3 protein-coding genes are annotated in these 18,968 nt (G+C 72.7%); all 3 read left to right on the plus strand.

Annotated elements, in window-relative coordinates:
• Positions 1-35: 35 nt before the first annotated feature.
• The 3 genes from NR810_RS33630 (at position 36) to NR810_RS33645 (ending at position 18,968) form a co-directional block, all read left to right on the plus strand.
• Positions 36-1,208, plus strand: a complete 1,173-nt coding sequence (locus tag NR810_RS33630; protein ID WP_257458551.1) for a CaiB/BaiF CoA transferase family protein — start codon at positions 36-38, stop codon at positions 1,206-1,208.
• 325 nt (positions 1,209-1,533) lie between these two features.
• The gene (locus tag NR810_RS33635) at positions 1,534-9,282 is read left to right on the plus strand and encodes an SDR family NAD(P)-dependent oxidoreductase (protein WP_306818721.1); all 7,749 of its coding nucleotides are present in this window, start codon (positions 1,534-1,536) and stop codon (positions 9,280-9,282) included.
• Positions 9,279-18,968, plus strand: a complete 9,690-nt coding sequence (locus NR810_RS33645; RefSeq protein ID WP_257458552.1) for a type I polyketide synthase — start codon at positions 9,279-9,281, stop codon at positions 18,966-18,968. The genes NR810_RS33635 and NR810_RS33645 overlap by 4 nt, the downstream gene beginning before the upstream one ends.

Below are 18,968 nucleotides of genomic sequence, written 5' to 3' on the forward strand. Positions count from 1 at the left end.
GTCCGCATCTCCCCCCAGCCCCCCACTCCCCCAACATGAACACGCTTCCCCTGTCCGGGCTCAAGGTCCTGGATCTGTCCCGGCTGCTGCCGGGCCCGTACGCCACGCTGGTGCTCGCCGACCTGGGCGCCACGGTGGACAAGGTCGAGGACCCCGACGGCGGTGACTACATCCGCCAGATGCCGCCGATGCGCGACGACGAGAGCGCGCTCTACTACGGCCTCAACCGCAACAAGCGCTCGCTGGTGCTCAACCTCAAGTCCCCCGAGGGGCGCGAGGCCTTGAAGCGGCTGGTGCGCGGCTACGACGTGCTGGTGGAGAGCTTCCGGCCTGGTGTGATGGACAAGCTGGGCGTGGGCTGGAGCGTGCTGCGCGAGCAGAACCCCCGGCTCGTCTACTGCGCCATCTCCGGTTATGGGCAGACGGGGCCGGACCGGCTCAAGGCGGGGCACGACATCAACTACGCGGCGCGCGCGGGCGTGCTCGGCTACGGCGGGGACGCGGAGGGCGCACCGGCCTTCCCGGGCGTGCAGCTCGGCGACATCGGCGGCGGCAGCCTCTTCGCGCTGGTGGGCATCCTCGCGGCGCTCCACGAGCGCGAGCGCACCGGGGAGGGCCGCCTCGTGGACGTGTCCATGACGGATGGCGCCCTGGCCTTCCTCCACATGCACCTGGCGGCGCGGCTCGTCATGGGCGAGCACGGCCAACCCCTGCGCCGCGGCCGCGAGGCCCTCAACGGCGGCTATGCCTGCTATGGCCTGTACCGCACCAGCGATGGCCGCTACCTGTCCGTGGGCGCGCTGGAGCCCAAGTTCCTCGCCGGTGTGTGTGAGGTTTTGGGCCGCCCGGAGCTCCTCGCGGACGCCTACGACACGGGTGAGGCCGGTCTGAGAGTGAAGTCTGAGTTCACTCGCATCTTCGCCGAGCACCCCTTGTCCCATTGGAAGGAGCGCTTCGCGGGCAGGGACCTGTGTGTCGAACCCGTCCTCGAGGGCGATGAGGTGTTGGAGGATCCCCAGCTCCGCGCGCGTGGCCTTTTCATCGAGTCTGAAGACTCTCAGCGGGGACGGAAGGTGATCCATCTCCTCACACCACTGCGAATGGGAGAGACACCCTTGCGGCCTCCTCCCACTCTTGGACAGCACTCTCACAAAATTCTTTCAGAGGCAGGCTTCAGCCCTGAAGAAATCGAAAAGCTGGCGAACTGAGTTCTGTCTGGAATTGGCGGAATCGGTTTGGGAGACCCCGGTACGTCTGGAGTCCTGGATCTCCCGTAAAGGGTGGGGGTCTGCCTTTACCCGCTCCCCCTGCAAAAAAAGACATGAGATTTTGGGGCATGCCGAGTCCGAGTGCCGCATCTCTGGGTTTATTGGCGTCCGGCAACCTGGCGGGGGGGAATGGCATCCTTGAGACGACCTGAGCGCTGGATGGCAAACCACGCGAACCCCGTGAGAGTCGTAATTCATTGACAGTCTGGCGGTTGACACTCACCAAGCTCGCAGTGGACCGTTGTCGGTCACAGGAAGGCAACTCATGACGGAGAGCGAGATCCAGCTGGGGCTCGGCGCCGGTTCCACCAAGTTGGAGCAGGAGCTGGGGGGAGCCGAGGCAGGAGCCGCGCATGCCCAGGGCGCGGAACCCATCGCCGTGGTCGGGCTGGCGTGCCGCTTCCCGGGCGCGCCGGACGCGGAAGCGTTCTGGCGGCTGCTGTGTGACAAGAGGGATCTGCTCCGGGAGGTGCCGCCGGATCGCTGGGACAACACGGCCTGGTACGACGCGGATCCGCAGGCGCCGGGGAAGATGGTGACGCGGCACGGCTACTTCCTGGACGGGGTGAGCCAGTTCGATCCGCTCTTCTTCGGCATCTCCCCGCGCGAGGCGGCGGAGATGGATCCGCAGCAGCGGTTGATGTTGGAGGTGTGCTGGGAGGCGCTGGAGGACGCGGGCGTGCCGTCCTCGAGCCTGAAGGGCTCGCGCACGGGCGTGTTCATGGGCGCCATCTGGCACGAGTACGCGGACAGGCACCTGACGGATCGCGCGGCGGTGACGCTGCACAGCTCGACGGGCCAGTCGCTCAACATCGTGGCCAACCGCCTGTCCTACGTGCTGGGGCTGCGCGGGCCGAGCCTGTCGGTGGACACGGCGTGCTCCTCGTCGCTGGTGGCGGTGCACCTGGCCTGCCAGAGCCTGCGCGCGGGGGAGTGCCGGATGGCGCTGGTGGGTGGCGCCAACCTGATGTTCTCGCCCGAGGCGAACGTGCTGCTGTCCAAGTTCGGCGGCCTGTCACCGGATGGCCGCAGCAAGGCGTTCGCGGTGGGCGCGGATGGCTTCGGACGGGGCGAGGGCGCGGGGCTGGTGGTGCTGCAGCCGCTGTCGGCCGCGCTCGCCTCGGGCGCGCGCATCTACTGCATCATCCGCGGCAGCGCGGTGAACAACAACGGCACGGGCAACGGGCTCACCGCGCCGAGCGTGCCGGGACAGGCGGCGCTGCTGCACGAGGCGTACGAGCGCGCCGGAGTGCCCCCCAGCCGCGTGCACTACGTGGAGACGCACGGCACGGGCACGGCGCTGGGAGATCCCACCGAGGCGAGCGCGCTCGGGTCCGCGCTGGGCGAGGGGAGGGCGGCCGACCGGCCGCTGCTGATCGGCTCGGTGAAGGCCAACATCGGGCACCTGGAGGGCGCGGCGGGCATCGCGGGCCTCATCAAGGTGGCGCTCTCCCTGTCGCGCCGGCTGGTGCCGCCGCACATGATGCATGGCGAGCCCAACCCGCGCATTCCCTTCGGCGAGCTGCGGCTGAGCCTGCCGCAGCGGCTGATGCCGTGGCCCGGAGAGGACGAGCCGGCGACGGCGGGGGTGAGCGCGTTCGGCTGGGGCGGCACCAACGCCCACGTGGTGCTGGAGGAGTCTCCGGTGGGGCGCGAGGAGCTGCTGCCGCTGGCGGCGGACAGCGCGGAGGCGCTGCTGGCCCAGGCGGCGAAGGCGGAGGCCCTGGTGCTGCACGAGCAGGAGCCGGTGTGCCTGCGCGACCTGTGCCGCACCTGGGCCCTGCGCGCCGGACGCGGGCCCCACCGCGCGGCCCTCACCTTCCGCACGCGCGCGGAGCTGACGGCGCAGCTCAAGGCCCTCCGGCAGGGAAAGCGCCGGGCCGGACTCTTCACCAGCGAGGCCGGGGCGCCGCCGCGCCTGGCCTTCCTCTGCGCGCCCCAGGGCTCGCAGTGGCCCTCCATGGGCCGCGAGCTGCTCGCCACGGAGCCGGTGTTCCGCGCCTGCGTGGAGACGCTGGACAAGACCTTCATGCCGCTGGCCGGCTGGTCCCTGGTGGGGGCGCTGCGGGAGCCGGGCACGCGGGTGCGCTTGGACGAGGACGCCGCCGAGCCGCTGACGCTCGCGATGCAGCTGGGGCTCGCGGCCCTGTGGCGCTCCTGGGGCGTGGAGCCCGAGGTGGTGGTGGGCCACGGCGTGGGCGAGGTGGCCGCCGCGTGCATCGCCGGGGGGCTGGAGGCCGCCGACGCGGTGTGGATGGTGTACCGCGCCAGCCGCCTGCGGCAGTGGGACTCGCTGCGCGACGAGCTGGAGAAGGCCCAGGAGCGGCTGCGGGCCCGCGGGCTGGAGGGGCGTTGGATTTCATGCCTCGCGGGTGACACGCGCATCCGCACCCTGCGCCAGCCGGTGCGCTTCACCCAGGCCATGGAGCGGCTGGTGGGCGAGGGCGTCGACACCTTCGTGGAGCTCAGCCCCCACCCGTCGCTGATCCGCCCGGTGGAGCAACTGCTGCGCAAGGCCGGACGTACGGGGGGACTGGCGGTGGGCTCGATGCGGCGCGACGAGCCGCGCGCGGCGATGCTGGAGGCGCTCGGGGCCCTGCACGCGCGGGGCGTCCAGGTGCGCTGGACGGCGCTCCCTCCGCCGGAGGTGCCGGTGGCCGAGCTGCCCTCCGGGGAGTGGCACGCCGAGGTGCCGGGACGCACGGAGCTGTTGCCCCTGTCCGCGCAGACGCCCGAGGCGCTCGTGGAGAGCGCGAACCTGCTGCTGAAGCGTCTGGAGGAGCGCCCGCTGTCGCTGCATGACGTCTGCTACTCGGCCGCCGTGCACCGCGCCCACCTGCACTACCGCCTGGCGCTGATGGTCCGCACCACCGCCGACGTGCGCGACGGCCTGGCCGCCTTCATCCGCGGGGAGATGCGCCCGGGGGTCGCCATGACGCGCCGCGCCGATGGCCGGCACCAGCCCGTGGTGTTCATCTTCCCGGGCCAGGGCTCCCAGTGGCTCGGCATGGGGCGCCGGCTGCTGGCCGAGGAGCCCGTGTTCCGCTCGGCCATCGAACAGTGCGACGGTGCGCTGCGCCGCTTCGTGGACTGGTCGTTGCTGGAGCTCCTGTCCTCGGACGACGGTGCGTGGATGGAGCGCATCGACCAGGTGCAGCCCGCGCTCTTCTCCGTGCAGGTGGCGCTGGCCCGGCTGTGGCGCGCGTGGGGCGTGGTGCCCGACGTGGTGGTGGGCCACAGCATGGGCGAGGTGGCCGCGGCGCACGTGGCCGGGGCGCTCGATCTGGTGGACGCGGCCCGCATCATCTGCCGCCGCAGCCTGTTGCTACGCCGGTTGAGCGGCCAGGGCGCCATGGCGGTGACGGAGCTGACGCTGGAGGAGGCGCGCGCGGCCATCATCGGTCTGGAGGACCGGATCTCCGTGGCGGCCAGCAACAGCCCCCGCTCCACGGTGCTCTCCGGTGAGGTCCAGGCGCTCACCCACGTGCTGGAGACGCTGGAGGCCAACCAGGTCTTCTGCCGCCGGGTGAAGGTGGACGTGGCGTCGCACAGCCCGCAGATGGAGCCGCTGCGCGAGGAGCTGCTGCACGCGCTGGAGGGCCTGGCGCCCCGGCGTGGCGACGTGCCGCTGTTCTCCACGGTGCTGGGGGAGATGACGGACGGCTCGGGCCTGGATCCCTCCTACTGGGTGCGCAACCTGAGGGAGCCCGTGCTGCTGTCACCCGTGGTGGAGCAGCTGGTCGGCTCCGGGCACTCGCTCTTCGTGGAGGTGAGCCCGCACCCGGTGCTGCTGCCCTCCATCGAGCAGACGCTCTCCCACCTGAGCATGGAGGGCTCGGTGCTGCCGTCCGTGCGGCGCGAGCAACCCGAGCGCGAGGTGATGCTGGAGACGCTCGGCATCCTCTACGCGGCGGGCCGGGAGGTGGAGTGGACGGCGCTGCATCGCGAGGGAGGCCGCTTCGTGCGGCTGCCGGACTACCCCTGGCAGCGTCAGCACTTCTGGTTCCAGGCGGGGACGTCGAAGCGTTCCCATCAAGAGTCCTCGGCGAGCCGCGGCCAGTCGCTGCCGGGCATTCCCCGTCACTCCTCCCTGCGGCCCGGAGCCATCTTCTGGGACGTGGAGCTGGGCCTGGAGCACCTGCCCTACTTGAAGGACCACCGGGTGCAGGGCTCCGCCATCCTCCCGGCCGCGGCCTACCTGGACTGGGCGCTGTCGGCGTCCCATGCGTCGCTCGGCTCCGGTCCCTGGGTCGTCGAGGGAATGCAGCTCGACGAGGCGCTGGTGCTGCCCGATGAGCAGGCGCGGATGGCCGAGCTGTTGCTGGAGCCCCGCGAGGAGGGAAGGAGCGCTTCCTTCAAGGTCTCCAGCTTCGTTCCCACCCCCGGTGTGGCCGGGCCGGAGGTCTGGACGACCCACGTCACCGGGAGCGTGCGGACGTTGGACGCGTCCGAGGCGGCCCTGTCGGCTTGCGTGTCGCTGGAGGAGGTCCAGGGGCGGTGCCGCGAGATGCTCCTGGGCGACGTGTTCTACTTCGAGATGGACAAGCGCGGCCTCCAGTACGGGCCCGCGTTCCGGGGGCTCCAGGAGGTGTGGCGCCGCGACGGCGAGGCGCTGGGGCGGATCGACACCCCGCCGTCGCTCGGCAAGGTGAGCGGCCTGCACTCCGCGCTCCTGGACGCGGCCCTGCAGGTGATGCTGGCCGCGGCGCCGATGGCCGAGTCCACCATCGTCCCCGTCTGGGTGCGGCGCTTCGTCGTCACGCGCCGCGGGGTGGCGCCCCGGTGGGCGCATGCGCGCCTGGAGTCGAAGGCGCCCGAGCGTCAGGGCACGACCCTCGAGGGAGACATCCTCCTGATGGATGAGCAGGGGGCGCCCATCGCGCGGGTGGAGGGGCTGTCGCTGATGGTGCTGCCGGCGCGCACCGACAAGGCCCGGGGCGAGCAGGACCGCTCGCTCTTCGAGCTGACGTGGCGCAAGGTGGCGCTGTCCCCGAGGCCCAGGTGCGGCGAGGAGGGCGCGCCCTGGCTCATCTTCATGGACCGGGGAGGGCGGGGCCGGGAGCTCGCGGCCCTGCTGGAGGCTCGGGGCGAGCCCTGCGTCCGCGTGGAGGCCGGGGTGGCGGCGCGCAAGCTCGGTCCGGGCCACTACACGGTGGCCCCGGGCTCGCGCGCGGACCTGGACACCGTGCTCGCGGAGGGCTTCCCCGAGGCCCGGGACTGCGCGGGCGTGGTGTACCTGTGGGGGTTGGATCTGCCCGCGACGGAGGTGTCGGGCGAGCGGGCCCTCGAGGAGACGGTGCGGGCCTGCGGCGGCGCGCTGCGGGTGGTGCAGTCGCTGCTGCGGTTCGGGTGGCGCGAGCCTCCGCACCTGTGGCTGGTGACGCGTGGTGCCTGGGCGGTGGCGGGCTCTCCGGTGGGCGGCGCGCTCCAGGCGGCGCTCTGGGGGTTGGGCCGCTCCATCGGCCATGAGCACCCGGAGCTGCGCTGCACGTGCCTGGATCTGGATCCGTCCTCGGGCGCGGGGGGCGTGGAGTCCCTGGAGCGCGAGCTGGCCGCGGAGCCGGGCGACGAGCAGGTGGCCCTGCGCGCGGACGGGCGGTACGCGGCGCGGCTCATCCGGCGTCCGCCTCATGTCGAGGGGCTGGTGCCGGAAGTGCCGACGCTGCCCGCCACGGGCCGCCACTTCCGGGTGGAGATTCCCCCGTCCGGCATCATCGGCGGACTGGTGGTGCGTGCCACGGAGCGGCGCCCGCCCGGCCCGGGAGAGGTGGAGGTCCAGGTCGACGCGGCGGGCCTCAGCTTCGCCGACGTGATGAAGGCCATGGGCTTCACGCCCCAGGACCGGCCCGATCCCATGATGCTGGGCCTGGACTGCGCCGGCCGCGTGGTGGCCCTGGGCGAGGGTGTGACGGGCCTGTCCGTGGGACAGCCCGTGATGGCCTTCGCGCCCGGGAGCCTCGCCTCCCACATCGTCACGGACGCGCGCCTCGTCGTGCCCCTCCCGCGAGGGCTGGGCCCGATGGAGGCGAGCACGCTGCCGGGCGTCTTCCTGATGGCGTGGTACGCGTTGAACTACCTCGGCCGGCTGCGCCGGGGCGAGCGCGTCCTCATCCACTCGGCCGCGGGGGGATTGGGGCTCGCGGCGGTGCAGGTGGCCCAGGCCGTGGGAGCGGAGATCCTCGCCACGGCGGGCACGCCGGAGAAGCGGGAGCTGCTGCGCTCACTGGGCATCGCGCACGTCATGGACTCGCGCTCGCTGGCCTTCGTCGACGAGGTGCGGGCGATCACCCGGGGCGAGGGCGTGGACGTGGTGCTCAACTCGCTCTCCGGAGAGGCCGTCTCGCGCGGCCTGGAGGTGCTGGCACCCGAAGGCCGCTTCCTGGACGTGGGCCAGAACGACGCCCACGAGGGCCACGGGGTGGATCCGCGGGCCATCCGCCAACCCCGCCAGCCCTTCTCGTACATGACCGTGGACATGGTGGGGCTCCGGATGCGGCGGCCGGTGCTGTGCGGCCAGCTGCTCCGGGAGGTGGTGGAGCAGGTGGAGGCGGGCGTGTTGAAGCCCTTGCCCCACCAGTGCTTCCCCGTCTCGCGTGTCACCGACGCCTTCCGCACCATGGCGCAGGGCCTGCACACGGGCCGGCTGGTCATCTCCATGGAGGATCCAGAGCTGCGCCTCGTCGTGCCCCGGCACCACTTCCAGGTGCTGCCGGACGCGACGTACCTCATCACCGGCGGCCTCGGGGGACTGGGGCTGTCGGCGGCCCGGTGGCTGGTGGAGCGCGGCGCGCGCACCCTGCTGCTGGTGGGACGCAGCGGCGTGTCCGAGTCCGCCCGGGAAGTCATCCAGTCCCTGGAGGCCCAGGGCGTGCGGGTGGAGATCGCCCGGGCGGACGTGGCGGACATGGTGCGGATGTCCGACGTCCTGGCCCGCACGCGCGCGGAGCTGCCGCCGCTGCGCGGGGTGCTGCACTGCGCGGGCGTGCTCGATGACGGCATCGTCGAGCACCAGGATCCCGAGCGGTTCCGTCTGGTGATGACCCCGAAGATCCAGGGCGCGTGGAACCTGCATGCCCTCACCCGCGAGGAGCCGCTGGACTTCTTCGTCCTGTACTCCTCGGTGGCCTCGCTGCTGGGGACGCCGGGCCAGAGCAACTACGCCGCGGCGAACGCGGCCATGGACGCGCTGGCGCACCACCGGCGCCAGCAGGGCCTGCCGGCGCTGAGCATCAACTGGGGGCCCTTCTCCGAGGTGGGCCTGGCCGTGGCGCAGTCCAACCGGGGCGAGCGCCTGGCATACCGGGGCATGGCGAGCTTCTCCCCGAAACAGGGCGAGGCGCTGCTGGAGCGGTTGTTGAAGGAGGGCGCGGTGCAGCCGGCCGCGGTGGCGCTCGACGTGCGCCAGTGGCTGGAGTTCTTCCCCAGCGCGGCCTCGCTGCGCGTCTGGGAGGAGCTGGCCGCTCAGGCGGAGGGCGCCACGTCCCGGAGCCGCTCCGAGCTGCTGCTGCAACTGCGGCGCTCCGAGCCGGGCGCGCGCACGGGCCTGCTGGAGAACTACCTGCGGGAGCGGCTCGCCCAGGTGCTGCGGATCGAACCGGGGCGCGTGGGGCGGCATGATCCGTTCCGCAGCCTGGGGCTCGACTCGTTGATGAGCCTGGAGTTGCGCAACCGCATCGAGTCCGTGCTGGAGCTGAAGCTGTCGGCGACGCTGCTGTGGGCGCACTCCACCCTCGCCGCGCTGACCACGTTCCTCCTGGGCCAGCTGGGGCTCGCCGCGCCCTCGCGCGAGGTGACCCCCTCCAAGCCCCGCCCCGCGGTGGAGCCGCGTACCCCGGTGGTGGAGCCCAGGGCCGTCGCGAACGGGAACGGGAACGGGAAGCACGAGGTGGAGAAACCCAGGAGTCTCGAACCCAAGGGCACGGAGCCGGGCATGGAGCAGATCGCCGCGTTGTCGGAAGAGGCCCTGATGGGACTGATGGATGACGTGCTGTCGTCCTGGGAGGACGCGAAGTGAGTGACGACGTCAAGGACGAGCTCAAGCAGCGCCTGGCGCGCGCGGTGCTGGCCATGCAGAAGATGCAGGCCCGCATCGACGCGCTGGAGCTGGCTCGCACCGAGCCCATCGCCATCGTGGGGATGGGCTGCCGCTTCCCGGGAGGCGCGGACACGCCGGAGGCCTACTGGAAGCTGCTGGCGGAGGGGCGCGAGGCCATCCGCCGCGAGCCGGCCTCGCGCCGCTCGGGAGCGGAGGGCTCGGGGGCGCGCTGGGGCGGCTACCTGGACGATGTGAGCGGCTTCGACGCGGGCTTCTTCGGCATCTCCCCACGCGAGGCCGCCAGTCTGGATCCGCAACAGCGGCTGCTGCTGGAGGTCGTCTGGGAGGCCCTGGAGCACGCGGGGGTGGATCCGGAGCGGCTGGCGGGCTCGCCCACGGGCGTCTTCGTGGGCCTCACCGGCAATGACTACGAGCGGCTGTTGCCCTCGGCGCCGGGCCAGGTGGACGCCTACTTCGTCACGGGCAACGGCCACTGCTTCCCGCCCGGGCGCCTCTCCTACCTGCTCGGGTTGCAGGGGCCGAGCCTCGCCGTGGACACGGCCTGCTCCTCGTCGCTCGTCGCGGTGCACCTGGCCTGCCAGAGCCTGCGCGGTGGCGAGTGCAACCTGGCGCTCGCCGGCGGGGTGAACCTCATCCTGGACTCGTTCATCACGGAGGGGCTCGTGCGCATGCAGGCGCTCTCTCCGAATGGGCGGTGCAGCGCCTTCGACGCGCGGGCCAATGGCTTCGTGCGCGGCGAGGGCTGCGGCGTCGTGGTGCTCAAGCGCCTGTCGGACGCGAAGGCGCAGGGGGACGACATCCTCGCCATCATCCGGGGCTCCGCCATCAACCAGGATGGCCGCTCCACGGGCTTCACCGCGCCCAACGTGCTCGCGCAGCAGGCCCTGCTGCGGCAGGCGCTGGCCAGCGCGCGCGTGGAACCTTCCTCCATTGGTTATGTGGAGGCGCATGGCACCGGCACCCCGCTGGGAGATCCCATCGAGGTCGAGGCGCTGATCGACGTGCTGGGCAAGCCGAGGGAGGACGGCTCCCGGTGCGCGCTCGCGTCGGTGAAGACGAACCTGGGGCACCTGGAGGCGGCGGCGGGCGTCGCGGGGCTCATCAAGGCGGTGCTGGCGCTCCGGCACCAGGCCATCCCCCGGCACCTGAACTTCAGCCGGCTCAACCCGCGCATCCAGCTGGAGGGCACGCCGTTCTTCGTCCCCACCGAGCAGCAGCCGTGGGCGCGGGGCGAAGCGCCCAGGCGCGCGGGGGTGAGCTCGTTCGGCATGAGCGGGACGAACGCCCACGTCATCCTGGAGGAGGCACCTCCGAAGGCGGCTCCCGAGCAGGTTCCGGCCGCGCGTCCCGGGCACCTGCTGACGCTCTCGGCCCGGAGCGAGGAGGCCCTGGTGGAGCTGGCGCGCCGCCACGCCGAGCACCTCGGTGCCCACCCGGAGCTGGACGTGGCGGACGTGTGCTTCACCGCCAACACCACCCGGGCCCGGCTCCCGTTCCGGCTGGCGGTGGCGGGCGGTTCGACGGAGGCGCTGACCACGGGCTTGAAGGCCTTCGCCTCGGGCTCCAAGCCGGAGCAGGTGGCCCATGGCAAGGCGGGGAACACCGCTCCAAAGGTGGCCTTCCTCTTCACCGGGCAGGGCTCGCAGTTCACCGGCATGGGGCGGAGGCTCTACGAGACGTCCGAGGTCTACCGTGAGGCGCTCGACCGCTGCGCCGCGAAGCTGAAGCCGAGGATGGATCTGCTCTCGGTGCTCTTCCCCAAGGAAGGAGCGCCGTCTCCCATCGATCAGACCCTCTACAGCCAGCCGGCCCTGTTCGCGCTGGAGTACGCGCTGGCGGAGGTGTGGCGCTCGTGGGGCGTGGTGCCGGATGCCGTCATGGGGCACAGCGTGGGCGAGTTCGCCGCCGCGTGCGTGGCGGGCATCCTCTCCATGGAGGACGCGCTGGAGCTCATCGCCGAGCGCGGACGCCTCATGCAGGCGCTGCCCGCCGGGGGCGTCATGGCCACGGTGTTCGCCACCGAGGAGCAGGTGGCCCCGCTGCTCGCGCCCTTCCGGGACCGGGTGTCCATCGCCGCGTACAACGCCCCGGGCCAGCTGTCCCTCTCGGGCGAGGGCGAGGCGGTGGCGCACATCACCTCGGCGCTGGAGGCCCAGGGCATCGCCGTGCGGCGGCTCAACGTCTCGCACGCCTTCCACTCGCCGCTGCTGGAGCCGATGCTCGGCGCCCTGGAGACGAAGGCGGCGGGGTTGACGCTGTCGCCCGCGAAGCTGCCGCTCATCTCCAACGTGACCGGCCGGCCGGTGGGGCCCGGCGAGCTGGGCGCCCCGGGCTACTGGCGCCGCCATGCGCGCGAGGCCGTGCGCTTCCAGCAGGGCCTGGAGTCCCTGCGCGGGCTGGGCATCGACACCTTCGTGGAGGTGGGCCCCCACACCACGCTGCTGGGGCTCGGACGGGCCTGCCTGGGCGAGGGGCCGGCGTACCTCCCCTCGCTGCGCAAGGGCCGGGATGACCTGGAGCAGCTGCTGGGGACCCTGGGTCGCCTGTTCGTGCACGGCTACCCGCTGGACTGGCGCAAGGTGGACCCGGAGCCGGCGCGCCGCAAGGTGGAGCTGCCGCACTACCCGTGGCAACGCCAGCGGTACTGGGTGCCCGCCGTGGCGTCCGAGTCCACGCGTCCCGCGACGGTGGTGGTGGAGGTCCCCGCCAGCAAGCCCGAGCAGGGCGTGCGGGGCGAGCTGTACGGGGTGGAGTGGGCACCCTCCGAGCGCAAGGGGTCCGCCGCCGGGCCCTCGGGCGGCACCTGGCTGCTGCTGTGCGATCAGGGCGGAGTGGGTGAGCGCCTGGCCGAGGCCCTGGGGCCCGACTGCGTGAAGGTGTACGCGGGCTCGGCGCCGGGGCCGGAGTCCCTGGCGGTGTCCCCGCTGGATGCCACGGCCCTGGAGGGCCTGTGGCGCCAGCGCTTCTCCGCGACGTTCCCCTGCGCGGGCGTGGTGTACCTGTGGGGCTTGGACGTGGCGGGCGTGGAGGGCGTGGGGCTGCGCGAGGCGTGTGCCGGAGTGGCCTCGGTGCTGCGGGTGCTGGAGTCCGCGCCGGAGCCGGGCGGCAGGCTGTGGATCGTCACGCGCGGCGCGCAGCAGGTGGGCAAGGGCTCCGAGAAGGTGGAGCCCGCCCAGGCGCCGTTGTGGGGCCTCGGGAGGGTGGCGGCGCTGGAGCACCCGGAGCGGTGGGGGGGGTTGATCGACCTGGGCCCCGGGCACGACGCGGAGCGGCTTTGGGAGGAGCTGAGCGCGGTGAAGGGTGAGGACCAGGTGGCGCTGCGAGGCCTGGAGCGGTACGTGGCGCGCCTGGTGCGGCGGGACGCCCTCGAGCCGAGGCCCATGCGGGTGGAGCCCGCGGGCACGTACCTCGTCACGGGCGGCCAGGGGGCGTTGGGCCTCCAGGTGGCGCGCTGGCTGGTGGGCCGGGGCGCACGGCAGCTCGTGCTCACCGCGCGCAGCGCCTTCCCGGAGCGGGCGCGCTGGGACGAGCTGGTGTCCCAGGGCGGAGAGCTGGCGGCGCGGATCGCCTCGGTGCGCGAGCTGGAGTCCGCGGGGGCGACGGTGCTGCTGGCCCAGGCGGACGTGGCCCGGCGGGACGAGATGGCGGCGCTGCTCGAGCGCATCAGGGGCTCGATGCCCGCGCTGCGCGGCGTCATCCACGCGGCGGGGGTCTCCACGAACGCGCGCATCCAGGAGCTGGATGTCGGCAAGCTCGACCGGGTGATGGCCCCGAAGGTGGAGGGGGCCTGGAACCTCCACGAGCTGACGAGCGGGGACGCGCTGGACTTCTTCGTCCTCTTCTCGTCCATCTCGTCGGTGTGGGGCTCGACGGGCTCGGGGCACTACGCCGCGGGCAATGCCTTCCTGGACGCGCTCGTGGCGTACCGGCGGGCGCGGGGCCTGGTGGCGTCCGTCATCAACTGGGGGCCGTGGAGCGGCGCGGGGATGGCCTCGCCCGAGACGCGGCGCTGGCTGGAGGACGTGGGCGTGGACGCGATCGCTCCGGAGGCCGGGCTGGAGTGGATGGAGCGCCTGCTCGCGGCGGGCGTGCCACAGGGCGTGGTGGCGGGGGTCCGGTGGGAGCGCTTCAAGCCCGTGTTCGAGGCCCGGAGCGGCCGGCGCTTCCTGGAGCGCATCTCGGACGAGGCGCCGAAGCCGAAGGCGGAGGCCGCGACGGAGGCGCTTGTCTCGGCGCCGTGGCGCGAGGCCGCCACGCCGGCGGCCCGGCGTGAGGCCCTGCAGGCCATGGTGCGGGAGCGGGTGGCGCGGGTGCTCGGTCTGGACTCCGGTCAGCCCCTGCCCCCCGAGCGCGGCTTCGCCGAGCTGGGGATGGACTCCATCATGGCGGTGGAGCTGAAGGGGCGGTTGCAGGAGACCCTGGGGTTGAAGCTGCCGGCGACCCTGGCCTTCAACTTCCCGAACCTCCAGTCGCTCACGGAGCACCTGTCGTCGCTGGTGGAAGCGGGGCTGCCCAAGACCAGCACGGCCGAGCCCCGGAGGCGGAGGCAGTCGGACGAGCCGATCGCCATCGTGGGACTGGCCTGCCGGTTCCCCGGTGGCGCGGAAACGCCGGAGGCCTTCTGGGAGCTGCTGCGCCAGGGGACGGACGCCACCGTGGAGGTCCCCGGGGACCGGTGGGACGCGGACGCCTGGTACGACGCGGACCCCGACGTGCCCGGGAAGATGTACGTGCGCCGCGGAGGCTTCCTGCGGGACGTGGCCGGCTTCGAGCCGCGTTTCTTCGGCATCTCCCCGCGCGAGGCGGAGAGCATGGATCCGCAGCAGCGGCTGCTGCTGGAGGTGGCCTGGGAGGCGCTGGAGAACGCGGGGCAGGATCCGCACGCGCTGCGCAACTCGCGCACGGGCGTCTTCGTGGGCATCTCCGCGTCCGAGTATTCGCGGCTGATGCTCGGAGGAGACCCGACGGAGCTGGACGCGTACCTGTCCTCGGGCACGGCGCTGAACGTGGCGGCCGGACGGCTGTCCTACACGCTGGGCCTGCAGGGGCCGAGCATGGCGGTGGACACGGCGTGCTCGTCGGCGCTGGTGTCGTTGCACCTGGCCTGCCAGAGCCTGCGCAGCGGCGAGTCCAGCATGGCGCTGGCGGCGGGAGTGAACCTGGTCTTCTCGCCGGAGGTGACGCTGTCGGCCTGCAAGGCGCGGATGCTGGCGGCGGACGGCCGGTGCAAGACGTTCGACGCGTCGGCCAACGGCTTCGCGCGCGGCGAGGGCTGTGGCGTGCTGGTGCTCGAGCGGCTGTCGGAGGCGCGGGCGAAGGGACACACGGTGCTGGCCCTCATCCGGGGCTCGGCGGTGAACCAGGACGGGCCGAGCAGCGGGCTCACGGTGCCGAACGGACTGGCGCAGCAGGCGGTCATCCAACAGGCGCTGCGGGCGGCGGGAGTGTCGCCCCCGGAGGTGAGCTACCTGGAGGCGCACGGGACGGGCACGTCGCTGGGAGACCCCATCGAGGCGGAGGCGATGTGGTCCGTGTTCAAGCAGGGGCGCAAGGGCGGCGAGTCGCTGTGGATGGGCTCGGTGAAGACGAACATCGGCCACCTGGAATCCGCGGCGGGGATCGCCGGGGTGGCGAAGGTGGTGCTGGCGATGCGGCACCGGCAGCTGCCGGCGCACCTGCACATGAAGACGCCCAACCCGCACATCGACTGGAAGGGGATGGGGGTGACGGTGCCGGTGGAGCTGACGGCCTGGGAGCCGACGCAGGGCCGGCGGATCGCCGGAGTGAGCTCGTTCGGCTTCAGCGGGACGAACGCGCACGTGGTGCTGGAGGAGGCACCGCCGATGCCGGAGCGGAAGCAGGAGGTGGAGAGGCCGGAGCACGTGCTGGTGCTGTCGGCGCGGAGCCCGGAGGCGCTGCGAGCGCTGTCGGGCAGCTACGCGCGGCTCCTGGAGGAGGGCGGCGAGTCCCTGGGAGACGTGTGCTTCACGGCGGCGGTGGGGCGTGCGCCGCTGGAGCACCGGCTGGCGGTGGTGGGAGGGAGCGGAGCGCTGCTGCGCGAGCGGCTGGAGGCGGTGGCGGCGGGGCGAGAGGTGGAGGGCGTCATCCGGGGGAGCCCGGCGGGCGCGGCGCCGAAGGTGGCGTTCGTGTTCGGCGGGGAGCTCTGGGCGGGACTGGGGCGGGAGCTGGACGAGACGCAGCCCGTCTTCCGCGAGGCGCTGGGTAGGTGCGAGGAGGCGCTGAAGGAGGTGCTGGAGAAGCCGCTGCGGCAGGTGCTGTACGGGCCCGGGCTCGCGCTGTTGAAGGAGCGGGCGTACGCGAGGGCGGCGGTCTTCGCGCTGGAGTGGTCGCTGGCCCAGCTGTGGAAGGCGTGGGGCGTGAAGCCGGAGGAGGTGGTGGGGCTGGGGGTGGGCGAGCACGTGGCGGCGGTGGAGCGGGGCGCCGTCGGCCTGGAGGAGGGCTTGCGGCTGGCGGTGGGCGGGCGAGGCGCGGTGGGTGGGCAATGGGACGTGCTGGCGAAGGAGCTGCGGGCGCGCGGGGTGGAGGTGGCCCTGGTGGTGGGCTCCCATCCAGAGGGGCGGGGCATGGCGGGCGGACTGGCCTCGGTGCGTCCTGGCCGGGGCGAGTGGACGCAGCTGCTGGAGACCCTGGGAACGCTGTACGTGCGGGGAGTGGTGGTGGACTGGGCGTCCTACGACGCACCTTATGATCGTCGCCGGGTGCGGCTGCCCACCTATCCCTTCCAGCGCCAGCGCTACTGGTGGAGGGGCGCGGCCTCGCGCACGGTGGCGTCCACGCCCCGGGGCGAGGAGAACGTCCGGCCGCACCTCGGCCGCCGGTTGCGCTCGCCAGCGCTCGACGCGCTCGTCTACGAGGCGACCTATTCGGCGTCGCGGCCAGCGCACCTCGAGGACCATCGCCTCTTCGGCACCGTCGTCGTGGCGGGATCCTCGCACGTGTCACTGGCGCTCTCCGCCGTGGAGGAGGCCCACGGCTCACCGGCGTGCACGCTGGAGAACCTGACCTTCTCCCAGGCGCTGGTGCTCGCGGACGGCGAGGAGCGCACGCTTCAGGTCATCCTCACGCCTCGTGAGAAGGGGAGCGCGTTCGAGGTGAAGTCGCTGGGCCACCGCGACGGCTCCGAGTCCTGGGTCCTGCACGCCACGGGCGAGCTGCGCCCGGGGAAGGCCGTGGAGCCCGAGCCCTGGGCCTCGCGAGCGGAGCTCCACGCCCGCTGCATGGAGCGGCGCTCGGGAGCGGACTTCTACCGCGTCATGCTCGAGCGGGGTTACACGCTGGGGCCCGGCTACCAGTGGATCCACCTGCTGGGGCGCCAGGGCAACGAGATCCTCGGGGAGATGAGGCCGCCCCCGCTGAAGGACAGACTGGAGGACTACCCGCTCCACCCGGGGCTCATCGACTCGTGCATCCAGGTGCTCGCGGGTTGGGCGCTGGACCGCTCGCGTGGCGCGAACACGCTGTTCATCCCGTTCAGCATCTCGCGGTTCAGCATGTACCGCCGACCGAGGGGCACGGTGTGGGTCCATGCCCGGGTGGAAGAGGGCGCGCGGGCCTCGTCCGATGAGTTCCTCGGGGGAGATCTGCGGATCCTCGACGAGCTGGGCGTGGTGGCGGAGCTCTCCGGCTTCCGCGGGCGGCTGACGAGCCGGGACAACCTGCGCACCGCCATGGAGCCGAAGCAGGAGGCGGCGCGCTACGCGATCCACTGGCGGCCCGAGTCCACGCCCCGGCCCGCCTCGGCACCGGAGTTGGACGGCGGGCCGTGGGTGCTGCTGATGGATGGACAGGGCGTGGGCGAGCGGCTCGCACGCATGCTGGAGGAGCACGGCGCGCCCGTGATCCGCGTCCGTCCGGGCGCCGCGTTCCAGGCACTCGGGCCCGGGGTGTTCGAGCTCGATGCGCGCCGCCCCCAGGACTTCGCGCGCCTGTTGAACGAGGCCCTCGGGCAGGACGGCTGCGCGGGCGTGGTGTACCTGTGGGGCCTGGACCAGCCGGCCTTGGAGGACACCTCCGCCGAGGCGATGCAGCGCGCCGCGCTGACGGCGAGCGGTGGTGCGCTGCACCTCGTGCAGGCACTGGCGAGCCGGAGAGGCGCTCCGGCCCCGCTGTGGCTCGTCACCCGAGGGGCGCAGGCGGTGAAGGAGACGCGCCCGACGCTGGCGCTCGCCCAGGCTCCGCTGTGGGGCTTCGGCCGGGTGTTGGACGTGGAGCGCCCGGAGCTGCGCTGCACCCGCGTGGACCTGGATCCGGAGGATGCCGAGAGCAGTCTCCGGCTCCTCGTCGCCGAGCTGGGACGCGGAGGAGACGCTCCCGAGCGGGAGGTGGCCTTCCGTGGAGGCGTGCGCCTGCACCCGGTGCTGAGGCCGGAGACGGGCACTCGCGACGGAGCCCCCACGCTCCGGCCGGATGCCACGTACCTCCTCACGGGAGGACTCGGAGGGCTGGGCCTGGAGTTGGCGAAGTGGATGGTGGAACAGGGCGCGCGTCACCTGGTGCTGGTGGGACGCCGGGCCCCCTCCGCCGCGGCCTCCGAGGTGGTGCGTGGGCTCGAGCGGGTGGGCGCCCGGATCGCCATCGCCTCCGTGGACGTCTCGCGGGATGAGGAGGTGGCGCGGCTGCTCCAACGGCTCGACGCGGCCTCGCCACCGCTGCGAGGCATCATCCACGCGGCGGGTGTGCTCGATGACGGGGCGCTCCCGCAGCTGGACCTGGAGCGCTTCGAGCGGGTGATGGCGCCGAAGGTGGCGGGGGCGTGGAACCTGCACCGGCGCACCCAGGGCCGGCCGCTGGACTTCTTCGTCCTCTTCTCCTCGGCGTCGGCGACGCTCGGCTCGGCGGGCCAGGGCAACTACGCGGCGGCGAACGCCTTCCTGGACGCGCTCGCGCACGAGCGGCGCGCACGTGGGCAGGTGTGCCAGTCGCTCGACTGGGGACCGTGGGCCGAGGTGGGCATGGTGGGGGCGGCGGACGGGCACGTGGCGCGAGTGCTCGAGCACCGGGGCATCCGGCCGCTGCCGACGCGGCGGGCGCTCGAGCTGTTCTCCGAGGCGCTCGCGAGTGGCGGGCCCCAGGTGGCGCTGCTGTCCATCCAGTGGCCGGTGTACCTGGAGGGACTCGGGGCCGTGGGGCGCTCGTCCTTCTACGAGGCGCTGGCACCGGCCCGGAGCGCGGCGCCGCGGACGAGCGCGCAGCCGGCGTCCTCCCAGTACCCGCTCATGGAGAAGCTCCGGGCGGCACCGCCGCGGGAGCGCGAGCGCCTGCTGGCTCGAATCCTTCAGGAGGACGTGGCGCGCATCCTCCATCTCTCCGTCCAGGAGGTCGACTGGCGGCAGGGGTTCGCGGAGCTCGGCATGGATTCGCTGATGGCCATCGAGCTGCGCAATGTGTTGCAGAAGGGGTTCGGTGCGTCCATCCCCGCGACGGTGGCGTTGGATCACCCGACCATCGACTTCCTGGTGAAACACCTGCTGGGAGAGGTGCTGAAGCTCGACATGGGAGAGGCTCCGAAGCCGATACCCGTTCCCGTACGCGAGCCCGAGGATGGGCTCGTGAAGGATCTCGACGCACTGTCCGACGCCGATCTGGCGCGGCTGGTGGCCGAGGATCTCGCCAAGGATTCGTGA

It is taken from the genome of Archangium lipolyticum (assembly GCF_024623785.1).
In the GTDB taxonomy this organism is placed as follows: domain Bacteria; phylum Myxococcota; class Myxococcia; order Myxococcales; family Myxococcaceae; genus Archangium; species Archangium lipolyticum.

What these genes read in the sequence shown, in the direction of transcription:
- NR810_RS33630 (WP_257458551.1), top strand. Translation starts at nt 36, where the DNA reads ATGAACACGCTTCCCCTGTCCGGGCTCAAGGTCCTGGATCTGTCCCGG.
- NR810_RS33635 (WP_306818721.1), top strand. Translation starts at nt 1,534, where the DNA reads ATGACGGAGAGCGAGATCCAGCTGGGGCTCGGCGCCGGTTCCACCAAG.